Annotated in this window: 14 protein-coding genes; 9 read left to right on the plus strand and 5 right to left on the minus strand. The window is 30.6% G+C overall.

All coding sequences use genetic code 11. The features are described from left to right. The first annotated feature begins 107 nt into the window (after positions 1–107). Genes ACXJH6_RS09035 through ACXJH6_RS09070 form a run of 8 tightly spaced genes read left to right on the plus strand, consistent with a single transcriptional unit; the run spans position 108 to position 8489 of the window. Positions 108–953 (plus strand): hypothetical protein, encoded by an 846-nt coding sequence (locus tag ACXJH6_RS09035; protein ID WP_456471432.1) that lies wholly within the window; start codon positions 108–110, stop codon positions 951–953. Beyond that, positions 950–2812 (plus strand): zinc metalloprotease, encoded by a 1863-nt coding sequence (locus tag ACXJH6_RS09040; protein WP_456471433.1) that lies wholly within the window; start codon positions 950–952, stop codon positions 2810–2812. The genes ACXJH6_RS09035 and ACXJH6_RS09040 overlap by 4 nt, the downstream gene beginning before the upstream one ends. Positions 2813–2839: 27 nt before the next feature. After that, entirely contained in the window at positions 2840–3877 is a 1038-nt protein-coding gene (gmd, locus tag ACXJH6_RS09045) for a GDP-mannose 4,6-dehydratase (RefSeq protein ID WP_456471434.1), read from the plus strand. Next, positions 3874–4746, plus strand: coding sequence for a GDP-mannose 4,6-dehydratase (locus tag ACXJH6_RS09050; RefSeq protein ID WP_456471435.1), 873 nt, complete (start codon positions 3874–3876; stop codon positions 4744–4746). Before gmd ends, ACXJH6_RS09050 begins: the two co-directional genes overlap by 4 nt. Further along, positions 4730–5806 (plus strand): glycosyltransferase family 4 protein, encoded by a 1077-nt coding sequence (locus tag ACXJH6_RS09055; protein ID WP_456471436.1) that lies wholly within the window; start codon positions 4730–4732, stop codon positions 5804–5806. Before ACXJH6_RS09050 ends, ACXJH6_RS09055 begins: the two co-directional genes overlap by 17 nt. Positions 5807–5812: 6 nt before the next feature. After that, the gene (locus ACXJH6_RS09060) at positions 5813–6802 is read left to right on the plus strand and encodes an acyltransferase family protein (RefSeq protein WP_456471437.1); all 990 of its coding nucleotides are present in this window, start codon (positions 5813–5815) and stop codon (positions 6800–6802) included. Between the two features lie 2 nt (positions 6803–6804). After that, positions 6805–7881 (plus strand): glycosyltransferase, encoded by a 1077-nt coding sequence (locus tag ACXJH6_RS09065; protein ID WP_456471445.1) that lies wholly within the window; start codon positions 6805–6807, stop codon positions 7879–7881. Continuing rightward, positions 7878–8489, plus strand: coding sequence for a sugar transferase (locus ACXJH6_RS09070; RefSeq protein ID WP_456471438.1), 612 nt, complete (start codon positions 7878–7880; stop codon positions 8487–8489). Before ACXJH6_RS09065 ends, ACXJH6_RS09070 begins: the two co-directional genes overlap by 4 nt. On the opposite strand, the gene ACXJH6_RS09075 is transcribed toward ACXJH6_RS09070, so the two are convergent. The 5 genes from ACXJH6_RS09075 to ACXJH6_RS09095 are packed head-to-tail and all read right to left on the minus strand — an operon-like array spanning position 8486 to position 13383. Beyond that, positions 8486–8902, minus strand: a complete 417-nt coding sequence (locus tag ACXJH6_RS09075) for a hypothetical protein (RefSeq protein ID WP_456471439.1) — start codon at positions 8900–8902, stop codon at positions 8486–8488. The two genes, ACXJH6_RS09070 and ACXJH6_RS09075, sit on opposite strands and share 4 nt — an antisense overlap. Positions 8903–8907: 5 nt before the next feature. Beyond that, positions 8908–9132 carry a DUF6447 family protein gene (locus ACXJH6_RS09080; protein WP_456471440.1) on the minus strand — a complete coding sequence of 75 codons (225 nt, stop codon included), beginning with the start codon at positions 9130–9132 and terminating at the stop codon, positions 8908–8910. Between the two features lies 1 nt (position 9133). After that, a complete protein-coding gene (locus tag ACXJH6_RS09085; RefSeq protein ID WP_456471441.1) occupies positions 9134–10396 on the minus strand; it encodes a TolC family protein in 1263 nt (420 codons plus the stop codon). Next, entirely contained in the window at positions 10386–11669 is a 1284-nt protein-coding gene (locus tag ACXJH6_RS09090; protein WP_456471442.1) for an HlyD family type I secretion periplasmic adaptor subunit, read from the minus strand. Before ACXJH6_RS09090 ends, ACXJH6_RS09085 begins: the two co-directional genes overlap by 11 nt. Positions 11670–11673: 4 nt before the next feature. Next, entirely contained in the window at positions 11674–13383 is a 1710-nt protein-coding gene (locus tag ACXJH6_RS09095) for a type I secretion system permease/ATPase (RefSeq protein ID WP_456471443.1), read from the minus strand. 121 nt (positions 13384–13504) lie between these two features. Here ACXJH6_RS09095 and ACXJH6_RS09100 point away from each other — a divergent pair. Then, the coding region (locus tag ACXJH6_RS09100) for a sugar phosphate nucleotidyltransferase (protein WP_456471444.1) at positions 13505–13880 on the plus strand (376 nt) is incomplete at its 3' end.

The raw sequence follows: 13880 nt of genomic DNA on the forward strand, positions 1-13880 counted from the left end.
CTACGTGGTAGAGCATTACTGCGACGGTATGGTATAACCTTCCTTTTCGGTTAATAAACTGGTAATGTTGTTTAGTGTATAATTTAAAAAACAAAAAGGATTATGCAATGGTAACACAAGAACAAATAATAGAACTGTATCTGGCTATGTTTCAAAGAGCTCCTACCCAAGAGGAAGTAGAGCAGTGGCATGAAAAATATAAAGATGATGAATCTGCTACAATGAGCGAAGTGGCGAACGATATGTTTGATGCAGCTGTTCAGGCGGTAAGTTTGTTTGGATTGGAAGATTTATATCCCCAGTATGCACAGATAGATTTAAACAATTTGTCAGGTTCCGAAGATAAAATAAAAGATATTATAGAGTCAGTCTATGAAACGCTTCTTGGCAAAAGCTATGAGGATGACCCGGAAGGTATAGACAGCTGGGTTGAGAGTATCGTCAGCGGAGAGAAAAGTATAGGTGACGCCGTTGCGGGTATTGTTTATATAACTGAACAGATAGCGAAAAATCCTGAAACTTATAAAGATGTTTTAGGCGAGGAGTATGAAAATGCCGTGCAGGCTTCCGAGAAATTTGAACTTAAAGTTGAAGCGGCAAAAGAGATAACCAATAAAATTCAAAAATTAAAGAGTGTAGATGAAGAATCTCTTAAAAAGATGCATGATGTTTTGGAAAAAATTAATTCAAAAGAGGACCTAAATAAAATTGATGAAATACTTGCTGCCGATTCTGAAAAAAACGATAATCTTGATCAGACGGTTCCGTTGGAGGATTTACAAGAACACGCTATAGACGATATTGATATGAGTACTGTTGTGAAGATTGATGAAAATGAAAACTCTTATGTGAAAAACGAATCCGATTTTCATCATCCTGATAATGTTGAAAACGATGGTTTGCTAAATGAAGATATTCATAGCGATATTGATTATACGGAATTCGGTGGATGATTTTTAGCGAGTATGTAACTAAACTATACGTGGCCCTGTTTGACAGGGTCCCGGAAAAAGCCGGATTACAGTCTTGGTATAAGTATGCTCTTGAGCATAATCTTTCCGAGTCCGAGTTGGCTGATGATATGTTTGCGGCTGCGGTTTATCTGGTGTCAGAGAATAAAATGTATGGGGAAATATATCCTCAGTATGTTAATGTAAACCTTCAAAGTGAGGAGAGTGTCAAAAATATAATAGAATCGGTATATGAGATTTTATTTAATAAAACTTATGATGATGACCCCGAAGGGATAGACGGCTGGGTTTCTTTGATAATTGACGGTGGTGATACGGTTGGGGATGTTGTTACGAAAATTATAGATGTTACGGATATGATGGCAAAAGGGGTAATAACTACGGATGAAGAGACGAGAAAAAGCGCTGTTGCTTTTGAAAATAAAGTTACTGTCGGATATTACGGGAGTGAATATATAAATTATTTTAACGGAGATTTTGAGCAGTATAAAAGTTTTATTGAAGATGTTGATTATTCTTATGAAAGTATGCAAAAAGCCGTAAGAAATATAGATATGTTTACGGCAAATACAATAAAACCGTATAAAGAAGTGGAATCGTTATTGATAAACGGGGGAATGAAAATAAAAAAAAGTGTTATTACATACAGTTTTAATAAAATTTTGCCCGGAGAATATTCCGGAGATGAGACGGTAAATTGGCATCCTTTGGACGATTATGATAAATCTCTTGTCAGAAAAGCTTTTGATGAGTTGTCTGTTTTATTAAATGTTAAGTTTAAAGAAGTTTCCGATAATGGAGATATAAGATTTAATAAAGTGGATTTGTCAAATGCTAATGAACTTGGATTGACTAAAATGTTAATGAATTATACTGATAATGAATTAATAACCGATGGAGAAGGTAGCGATATTTTTTTGGCAAATGATTATCTTAAATATGGGAATGGTCTTGGGTATGATGTAATTTTGCATGAGATAGGCCATGCTTTGGGATTGAAGCATCCTTTTGAAGGTGACGTTATTATGCCTTCTGATGAAGACAATACGCTTTATACCATAATGAGTTATACTAATGTTGAGGATTTTTTGCCGTCGGTAGATGTGGATTGGTATGGAAACGGTTATGAATATTCCATAGGGCTTGAGGGAATAGGTCGTCAGGGATACGCCATTTATGATATTGACGCTCTTCAGTATTTGTACGGAGAACATATTAACGTAGGGAATAATGTGTATGATTTGAGTGGTTTGTATGATAATTACAGATTTTTTACTTTTTATGACAAAGTGGGGATAGATACCGTTGATTTCTCCGGTACGGATGAAAAGGTTACTTTTAATATGAACGGGGATACTCTCTCTTCTATAGTAAATGACCTTCCTTATGATTATATAAAAAAAGAGTTGCAAAAAGAGTTTGATTCGAAAAATATTCCTTATATGTATTTTGAAGAGATATATAATAATATAATAGACACAATAAATGATAATCCGGATTTTAAAAATGAAATATACCGGGGAGAAAATATAATCGGAATTTCCCAGCCCACGCTTATAGAAAACTATAAAGGGTCTCAGGGTAGTGATACGGTATATGATAATTGGTGGTCTAATATAATTATGACAAACGCCGGGGACGACAACATATATATATTATACGGAGGAAATGATATTGTTGACGGAGGAGAAGGGTTTGATACCCTGTATGTTAATGCTAAAAAAGATTTGTTTGATATGAAATATGATGACGGATATGTGAAACTTATAACGGATAATGAGATAATAGAATTGGGAAATGTGGAAAAAGTTGTATTTTTAGACTCTTATATTATGATATAATTTTTGCTAAAAAGTTAGGAGAAACTATTGAAAAAAAGAGCTATTGTAACCGGAGTTACCGGACAGGATGGAGCTTATTTGACTGAACTCTTATTAAATAAAGGTTATGAGGTTTACGGGACATACAGAAGGACAAGCTCGGTTAATTTTTGGAGACTTGAATATTTAGGAGTATTCAATCATCCCGATTTAAAGCTGGTAGAATATGATTTAACCGATGCGTCTCAATCTGTCAGGATGGTAGGAGAAATAAAACCGAATGAGATTTATAATCTGGCTGCTCAGAGTTTTGTGGGGGTTTCTTTCGAACAGCCCGTTACAACAGCTGAAATTACGGGTATAGGTCCGCTTAATTTGTTGGAAGCTATTCGTATAGTAAATCCTGAAATAAAGTTTTATCAGGCTTCAACATCGGAAATGTTTGGCAAAGTTCAGGAAATTCCTCAAAAAGAAACTACTCCTTTTTATCCGAGGAGTCCTTATGGCGTTGCTAAGCTGTATGCTCATTGGATTACCGTTAACTACCGTGAAAGTTATAATATTTTTGGAAGCAGCGGAATTTTGTTTAATCATGAATCTCCTTTAAGAGGAAAAGAGTTTGTTACCAGAAAAATAACTGATGGAGTGGCGAAAATCGTATTGGGTAAACAGGATAAAATAGTTTTGGGTAATCTTGACGCTAAAAGAGACTGGGGATATGCAAAAGATTATGTTAAGGGAATGTATCTGATGCTGCAGGCGGAAAAACCTGATACTTACGTTTTGGCTACAAACAGAACGACTAGTATAAGGGATTTTATTAAAATGGCGTTTGATGTTGTCGGAATTGAGATTGTTTTTGAAGGCAAAGGTGTTGATGAAAAAGGAATAGATAAAAAAACAGGTAAAGTGCTTGTAGAAGTAAGCGAAAAATTTTTTAGGCCTGCGGAAGTTGATTTATTGATAGGGGATTATTCAAAAGCTAAAAAAGAGCTTGGTTGGGAACCTAAAACTTCTCTTGAGGAGTTATGTGAAATAATGGTGAAATCTGATATCGAAAAAAATAAAAAAGGTATGAGCTTTTGAGGCTGTTAATTACCGGAATTGACGGTTTTACCGGTAGGCATTTAAAAAACTATCTGGAAAAAAATTCGAAGACCGAGATTTTCGGAACTTCCAGAAAGTTTGAAAACAATAAAGTGTTTAAATGTGATATTAACGATAGAAATAATGTAAGATATGTGCTAAACGAAGTAAAACCTGATATTATTATTCATTTAGCGGCAGTTTCGTTTGTCGCTTCTGAAAATACACAAAATTTTTATAATGTAAACACGTTAGGTACTCAAAATATTTTTGAAGAGAACAGATGGGCTGAAAAAATTATTGTTGCGAGCAGTGCTGTAGTTTATGGAAGACAGGATAAAGAAGTATTAGATGAGGGGATGTGTGTAAATCCCAATAATCATTACGGTCTTAGTAAATACGGAGCAGAGCAGATAGCTAAAAATTATATTGATAAATCAGGTGTTATCATTACCAGACCTTTTAATTATACAGGGCCGGGGCAGGATGATAAGTTTTTGGTTCCGAAAATAGTCAAACATTTCAAAGAAGGCAAAAAAGAAATTGAACTTGGAAATCTTGATGTTGTCAGAGAGTTTAACGATATCGATTTTGTTTGTGAGGCTTATAAAAGACTTATTTTTTCTGATATTAAAAATGAAATTGTTAATATTGCATCTTCAAGAGGAATAAAACTTTTGGATGTTATACGTTATATGGAAGATATTGCCGGATATAAAATAAAAATAAAAATTAATCCGAAATATGTAAGGAAAAACGATATACCGAAACTTCTTGGTAGCAATAAAAAGTTGTTTTCTTTAATAGGGGAGGTGAAACAAAAGCCTTTTTACGAAACTCTTAGGGATATGTATGAGTATAGTGATTGATACTGTTCCTTTGTTGTCTCCCTTGACGGGGGTGGGTAAATATACTTTTGAAATTTCTAAAAGATTGATGCAAAAAGAGGATGTAACGTTTTATTATGGTTTTTATACTAAAAAACTTATAACTTCTCCATCTAGGTCTTTTTCCGTTTCTAGATTTCCTTTATTAAAAAAAGTGTTGCGTAAAGTATTGAGAAAGAGGATGTCTAAAAAGTTTGATGTTTATTTTGAGCCTAATTTTATTCCTTTGGAAAATATCAGAGCGGATAAAATTATTACAACGGTGCATGATTTTTCTTTTTATTTTCATAAAGAGTGGCATCCTAAAGAAAGAGTTGAGTTTTTTGAAAAAAATTTTTGGGAAAATATAAAAAAAAGTGACATTATAGTAGTTGATTCTGAATATATTAAAAAAGAAGCAAAAGAATTTTTTAATGATAAGCCGATAGAAGTGGTATATTGCGGGATAGATAAGAATGTTTTTAGAAATTATTCTGATGAGGAAATAAATCAAATAAAAAAAACATATAATTTGCCGGATAAGTTTATGTTATTCGTGGGAAGTATAGAACCGCGAAAAAATCTTCTGAATTTGTTAAAAGCTTATGATATGTTATATGAAGATATTAAAAAAGAATATCCGTTGGTACTCGTCGGTTTTTCCGGATGGGATAATGAAAATATTATGAAGTTGATAAAAAAGAATTCGAAATATGTGAAATATGTAGGTTATGTGAACGAAAAAGAACTTGCGTGTATATATAATGCTGCTTTTTTATTTGTTTATCCATCTTTTTATGAAGGTTTTGGATTGCCTCCGCTCGAAGCTATGGCATGCGGTTGCCCTGTAATTGTTTCCAACAGGGCGTCTTTACCTGAAATTTGTGGAAATTCGGCTCTTTATTGTAATCCCTATTCTGTTGAGGACATTAAATCAAAAATAGAAATGTTTTTATTTGATGAAACTTTTAGACAAAATATGAAAAAAGAAGGAAGAAAAAGGTCTGATTTATTTACATGGGAAAAGAGTGTGGAAAAACTTTTATATTTATTTGAAGGATAACGGCTTATGTTGGGAAGTTTTAGGTTTATCCTTGCATGGATTGTTATGCTTTCTCATCTTCCTTTTTCCCCTTTTCCTTATAACTTTAATCCGGCGGTAAGTGCGGTTGTTATGTTTTATTTTATCAGTGGTTATTTAATGTTTTTCAGTTTTAAAAAAGAGACGCTAAAAAGAAACGCTATTATCAAAAGTGCTTTATTTTTTTATTTAAAAAGAATATTAAGGATTTTTCCTCTTTATTTAATAGTTTTATTTTTAACGGTTACGGTGATTTATTTTTTTGGTCCTAGTCAATTAATACCTTTATTAAATCAGCATTTGAGTTTTTATAAACTTTTGTTAAATGCTGTATTGATTTTAAATAATTATGTTTTTTATCCTTTTGAGATAAAAGCTCTCTTACCTCATCCTTTAATTCCTCCGACATGGTCTTTGTCTACGGAGTGGCATTTTTATTTATTGGTTCCTTTTATTTTTGTCGTTCTTTATAAACGGATAAAATATTTGTATGCGCTTTTTATTTTTTCGTTATTTATTCAATTGTTGGCTTTTAGTATAAACACTCCTTATTTTAATTCAGATAATTTTGGGTATAGGTATATTTTTGGGGTATTGTGGATTTTTTTATTTGGTTTTTTATATGCTTGCGGTAAAAGAACTTTTTTTAAACTTGTGTATTTATTTTTAATTGTTTATTTTATGTTTATAGGCTTTTATTTTACCTCTTATATTTTTGTAAAAGAAATACTGCTTGCGGTATTGTTTTTGCCTTTTATTCCTAAATTGTTGGAGTTTGAATTTAAATATGATAAGTTTTTTGGTTCTTTGTCTTATCCTATATTTATATCTCACTTTTTAGTTTTTTTAATAGTGGAAAAATTAGGAATAAGGAATAAGTTTTTTTATTTTTTTACAGTGTTTTTAATTTTATTATTATTTAGTGTTTTGCTTTCTAAAATTCAGGAAAAAATAGATTTAATAAGGAAAAAACTTTGAAAATGGCTATTATTGCGGATTGGCTTGATAAATACGCCGGGGCGGAAAGATGTGTAAAAAGTTTTATAAAAGTTTTTAATACCGCGGATATTTATTCGTTGGTTGATTTTTTATCTCCTGAAGAAAAAAAACTTATAGTGGGGAATAAAAATATTATTACTTCTTTTTTACAAAATATTCCTTTTGCAAAAAAACATTTTAGAAAAATGCTTTTTTTATTTCCTTATGCAATAGAAAGTTTTGATTTAAGAAAATATGATGTTATATTAAGTTCTTCACATTCAGTTGCTAAAAATGTTTTGACTACTTCAGAACAGATACATGTTTGTTACTGTCATACGCCTATGAGATATGCTTGGGATATGTATTTTGATTATATGGAAAAGTTAAACGGGCTGGAAAAGATGTTATTTAAGTTGTTGATGCATAAAATACGGATATGGGACTTTGCTTCTGTGGGCAGGGTTGATTATTTTATTGCAAATTCTAATTTCGTAAAAAGAAGAATAAAAAAAATTTATTCCCGGGATGCAGCGGTTATTTATCCTCCTGTAGATATTAATCTTTTTGATTTTGAAAAGACTAAAGAAAACTATTTCGTAACTGTTTCCAGGCTTGTGGGATATAAAAGAGTGGATTTATTGGTAAAAGCTTTTAATCGATTAGGAGAAAAACTTATTATTATCGGAGAGGGGGAAGAAAAAGAAAAATTAATGAAAATGGCGGGCGATAATATTATATTTAAGGGTTATGTGTCTCATAAGGAAAAGGTAAATATTCTTAAAAGAGCAAAAGCTTTTGTTTATGCCGCTAAAGAGGACTTCGGTATTGCTCCGGTGGAAGCTCAGGCATGCGGAACACCTGTTATAGCTTTGAATAAAGGAGGGACGGCTGAAAGCGTTATAGACGGAGTTAGCGGAATTTTATTTAATGAACAAAATGAAGAAAATATAATAAAAGCTGTCAATGATTTTAATAAAAGAACATTTGATTATTTTGCTATAAGAGAGCATTCTATGAAATTTGATGTGAATAAATTTGAAGAAAAAATTAAAAGTTTTTTAGAAAGTATCATATGAGCTTAAAAGTTAAATATGTTTTAGAGTATGTTTTTTCTTTATTTTTTCTTATATTATTTTTTCCTGTTATTTTAATAATATATCTAATAATTCTGTTGATAGAAAAAAGAAATCCTATTTTTAAACAAAAAAGAGTAGGAAAAGGAGGAAAGGAATTTTATATTTATAAATTTCAGACTATGGTGAAAGATGCTGATAAAGTTTTGGAAAAGCATTTAAAAGAAAATGAAAATTTACTCAGGGAATGGCTTATGTATAAAAAACTTAAAAATGACCCCAGAATTACTAAACTCGGAAAAATTTTAAGAAAATTTTCTTTAGATGAACTTCCTCAGTTTTTTAACGTTATAAAAGGAGATATGACATTAATTGGTCCCAGACCTTATTTGTTGGATGAAATTATAGATGATAAAGATTTTTTTAAGTTTTATATTTCTCTGAAGCCGGGGATAACGGGACTTTGGCAGATTACCGGAAGAAATGAAATTCCTTTTTCAAAAAGAGTGGTTTTAGATAAGTGGTATATAAAAAAAAGAAATTTATGCCTTGATATATATATTTTCTTAAAAACTTTTATTGTAGTTTTACAAAAAAAAGGAAGTTATTAAATATGTAATCCCCATTCGTATTTAACCGGTTTTATTAAATGTTTTATGAGGTTATTTAAGTCTTCAGGCGTTAAAGCTGATTCTATGGATGTTTTTGCGTCTTTAATTAAAAGATTATAAGTATTGGTATCTTTATTGTAAGAAATATTTAATTCTTCAATTAATTTAGGTTTTTTACGGAATTTATATATTTTTTGAGGTATTGTATTTTGGTTTTGTGGTGAAGTTGTTTGTTGAGTTTTGATATTGTCAGTTATAAGATGAGACACGTTATCAAGAAGATTAATTAAAAATCTTCTTGTAATCCAAATATCGTGTCTTGTGGGATAATTGATGTTTATAATTAATCTGATTCTGTCTTCTTTAGGGTCATAAACAGGGGTAAACTGTTGTCCTATAATAGTTTCTTGCAAAAAATTTACTCCTCGTCAAATTTAATTGTTTCTTCTTCTGCGGTCTCTTTTGGCAGGTTTGCTTTTAAAATAGCAGTATAATATTCTCTAGCCGCGTTTAATGTTGCTATCTGAGCTTTTAAATCATTTATTTTTTGATCAACATATTGAATGTTGTTAATCTGTAATTTAGCTACGTCGTTAAGGTCTTCTATATTGTATTCTTTGTTATCTATTTTTATTTTTGCCATTTTATTCTCCTTGTATTAATTTACTTATTTTTTCTATGTTTTTAGATAAAGAACCTTCTAAATAAAAGAGATATACGTAATTTTTAAACAGCTCTCCGTAATCTCTTTTTAAGGTTACTATTGCGTCTAAGTAATCATTTTTCGCTTTGATAAAAGAACTTAGCGGAATTAGCTTTGAATTATAACTTATTTCAGCCTTTTTTAAAAGAGTTTTTTTATTTTCTATTTCAGCTTTATCGCTTTTTATAGTACTTAAAAGTTTATTAATATTTAAATAAGTTTGTTCTTTTTGAGTAATTAATTCATTATAAAGATTTTTATAATCATATACACTGCTTTGATAAAGCTGTATTGCTTCTTCTATAGAATCATTTGTTTGTTTATTAAAAATAGGCATACTGAGTTCTATAAAAGCTCTGAAATTTTTTCTTCTTGTGATAGAATCGCTTGAATCTGTATCGGAATAACTGGTGCTTAAATTTATATTTGGATATTTGTCATATTTTCTTTTTTGTATTTCGTTTTTACTTATTTGCATATTTATTTTTGCTGTTTTAAGGTCATAACTGTTATTTATGTCTATTTTTTGGGGAATTGCAGGTAAGGTTGATATTTGGGAAGGATATGATATTTTTTTGCAAAAAGTGAGAAGTTCTAATTTTTTGGTTAAGAACTTTATCATAAGTTTAGAGGTTTTATATTCTGAGTTAGCTTTTTGCAAAAGAGCTTTTGTATATGTGTATTCGTCTATTGTGGAGAGTTTTAAACTTAACTTAAGAGAAATTTCTTCTAAAACTTTTTTAAGGTAATCTATTTTTTGTTTTTGAATCTTTTGTAGTTGAGTATAAGTAATTAAATCAATGTAAGATATGGATATTTCTTTAAGAATTTCGTTTAGTTGTTTTTTTTGTTGTAATTTTTGATATTTTAGTTTTAGTTTGTTATCTTTTATTAAGGCAAAAATTTTGGGTACGTATAACGGTTGTTTTATGGAAAAGGTATATGAATATGTTTTGGAATTGTATCTTATAGTCTTTGTAGGATAATTGTATTGGTATTTGTCTAAACCGTAACTTGTATTAAGGGAAAAAGTAGGAAAATAATTATCTTTTGCTTCTTTTAGTTTATACTCTTGGGCTTTTATCTGGTAATGGATGCTTTTTAGTTTGTAATTATTTTTTAATGTAGCTTTGTAAAGTTCGTATAAAGAAGCAAAAGAGTAAGAAAAAAATATTATGGTTAAAAAAATTATTCTAATTTGCATGGAATGCGCCTTTTAATAGTTGATGAAGAGGATATAAAATATAAGAAATAAAGCTTCTTTTACCTGCTTTGATAAATACCGTTACGGGCATTCCCGGAATTATTTTAAAATTATTTTCTTTTATTGCTTTTAATCCTTGAGGAGTAATTTCTATATATGCTTTATAATAAGAATTTTGAGGGTTTTTTTCATCTTTTATAATGTCATGGGATACATAAATTACTTTTCCTTCCACTGGTTTTGCAGAAGGGTCTACGTATGATGCAAACATTATTTCTGCTTTTTCTCCTACTTTTACTTTTTCTATATCAAGAGGGGAAATATGGGCTTCTATAATTAATTTATCGCTTTTTGGGATTATCTGCATAATTGTTTTATAAGGGGCTATTACTTCGCCTGAAGTGTGGATTTTCATATTTTGAACATATCCGTTTGAAGGAGCATAAACGGTGCTTTTGTTTATTTCTGTATTAAGCATTTCTATTTTACTATGGAGTGAAGGTAATTTTGTATTGATATCCTTTAATTTGGCAAGCAATTCTTTTTTATATTCTGATAGGGTGATGTTTTTCTTTGCCGCTAAATCTTTTATTTGGGATTGCTTTTGTTTAATCTGATATTCTATATCTTGAATATCTCCTTTTATTTGAATTATTTTTCTTTGTAAATCAGTTAACTTATCTTTATTTAGGAAGCCTTTTGAATATAAAATTTTCATATCTTTTAATTCTTTTTGATAAGAGGTTAAAATTTCTTCTTTTGTTTTTTTGATAGATATAAGAGAGTTGATGTTTTCTTGTAAAGAGTTTATTTGATGATTAAAATCCTTGAGTTTTTCTTTTATATTGGATAGTTGATTTTTAAATATTTTATACTCTTCTTTTTTTATGGAAGTATTTATATCCGGAGGAAATATAAGCTTTTTATTATTTAATTGAGCTTCAATTCTTATTTTTGATGCTAACATATGTTGATATTCCGATTTTGTGGAAGAGAGTTGTTCTTTTATTTGTGAAGTGTCAAGGGTCAGTAATTTATCTCCTTTATTTACATAATCACCTTCTTTTACATATATCTTATCTATAGTTCCTCCTTTAATATGCTGAATATCTTTAGGATGACTTTTTACAATAATTTGCCCGGGAGCTTGTACCGTTAAATCGAGTTTAGCAACTACGGACCATACTCCAAATACTCCGAAAATAAGAAATATTAAAATAATACCTGCGAAAGAAACTTTTTTATGAGAGAGTTTTTGTTCTAAATTTTCCATAATATCACCCTTTTCTTAATTGCGATAAAACTTGGTCCCTAGGTCCGAAAAGTTTTAGCATTCCATTTTGTAAAAATAATATTTTGTCTGCAAGATTTAAAATGTTGGTTTTATGAGTTATAAACAATATAGTGCTTCCTTTCTGTTTTAGTTGAATAAGGGCCTGAATGAGAGCTTTTTCTCCTATATCGTCGAGATTAGAGTTCGGTTCGTCCAGTATGATTAGTTTAGGATTACCGAAAACAGCTCTTGCAAGGCCTATTCTCTGTCTTTGCCCACCTGATAAAGTGGCTCCTCCAGGACCGATTTTAGTGTTATATCCTTTTGGCATTTTTACTATCATTTCATGAACACCGGCAAGTTTAGCGGCTTCTATTATTTTGGCATCGTCTGCATTGGTAAATCGTGCTATGTTTTCAGCAATAGTACCTTCGAATAATTCTATGTCCTGAGGAAGATATCCCATTAAAGGTCCTATTTCGTCTCTTTTATATTGGGAAATTTCTGCTCCGTCAAGTCTTACTTCTCCTGCCGCTGGTTTCCATATACCAAGCGCGGTTTTGGCTAAAGAGGATTTTCCCGCACCGCTTGGACCTATAATTCCTATAGTTTCTCCAGGTTGAATATGGAAAGTTATGTTTTTTAATACAGGTTCTTGGGATAAAGGTGGAACTGTTACAACATTAATAAAACTTAATGCTCCTTTTGGTTCAGGGAGGGATATTTTTTTATCTTCTTCTTCATTGAATTCCGATAATAAAGAATTTAGTTTAACATAAGACTCTTTTGCCGCTGTAAAAGTTTTCCAAGTGGAAACTAGTTGTGTTATAGGTGCAAGAGCTCTTCCGAGTAATACCGCACCTGCGATAATCATTCCAGGACTTATATGACCTGTTATAGCAAGAACCGCTCCAACACCGTACATTAAAGACGATGACATCATTCTAAAAGATTTACTTAAATTGGTATAAAAAGAAGATTTTGATGTAGATTCCGTATGGGTTTCTAAATAATGATAATAATCTTTCATCCATCTTTTAAACAGTGGTTTTCTCATACCCATAGCTTCTACCACTTCGGCGTTTCTTATTTGATTTAGGAATTTATTTTGAGCTTTTCTGTTGGCGTTTATAGATTCTTTTAAACCTTTTTTAGTAACAAAATCATTTATAATTGTAAAAGCTATAATTATTATGGTGGCTACTAATCCATATACGCCATAAATAGGATCAAATGCAAACATAATCGCTAAATATATAGGAAACCATGGAGCATCAAAAAATGAGATAATTGCAGGGCCTGATAAAAAATTTTTTATTGTTTGTAAATCGTTTATAGGCTCCGTTGTTATTTTACCCGGATATTTTAAAGCCATTTCAAAAGCGGCATTATATACTTTTTGATTTAACAGTGTATCAAGTTTGTTTGCTGTTATTATTAAAATTTTACTTCTAATAAAATCTAGTATTCCCATCGAAATGAAAAAAAGAATAATAATTGCTGTTACTACCAATAAAGTGTCTATACTTTTAGCAGGCATAACAATATCATAAACTGCAAGCATGTATATAGGGGCTGCTAACATTAATAAATTAATAAAAAAACTGAATATACCAACTTGGAAAAAAATAGATTTAAATTTTTTTAATATTTTTCTAATTTCATCTTTAGGGGAATCGTTTTGTTTTTTTACTTTTATTGTCTGTACACTCATTTTTGTATAACCTTTATAGTTTATTTAAAATTTTTGAAACAAAATTATACAATAAAACTGTTACTTATTTATTACTTAAAGATAATTATTGTAAAATAGCAAAAACAAAAAAGGTAGTTTAATGATAAAAAAGGCTCTTTTTCCAGCTGCCGGGTATGGGACCAGGTTTTTGCCGGCTACAAAATCGGTGCCAAAAGAGATGCTGCCGGTGGTTAATAAACCCCTTATCCATTACGGTATAAAAGAGTGTATGAACGCCGGAATTTTTGAAATAGGTTTTGTAACGGGAAGAAGCAAGAGGGCTATTGAGGATTATCTGGATAAAAACCCCGAACTTGAAAACAAAATAAAAGGTTCTTTAAAAGAACCCCTTTTAAAAGAAGTTGATGAAATGATAGACAGATGTACCTTTACATATGTCAGACAAAAAGAGATGCTAGGACTAGGCCATGCGGTTTTAACAGGAGAGCCTTTGATAGGAAACAATCCTTTTGCGG

This window comes from Caminibacter sp. (assembly GCF_053999135.1).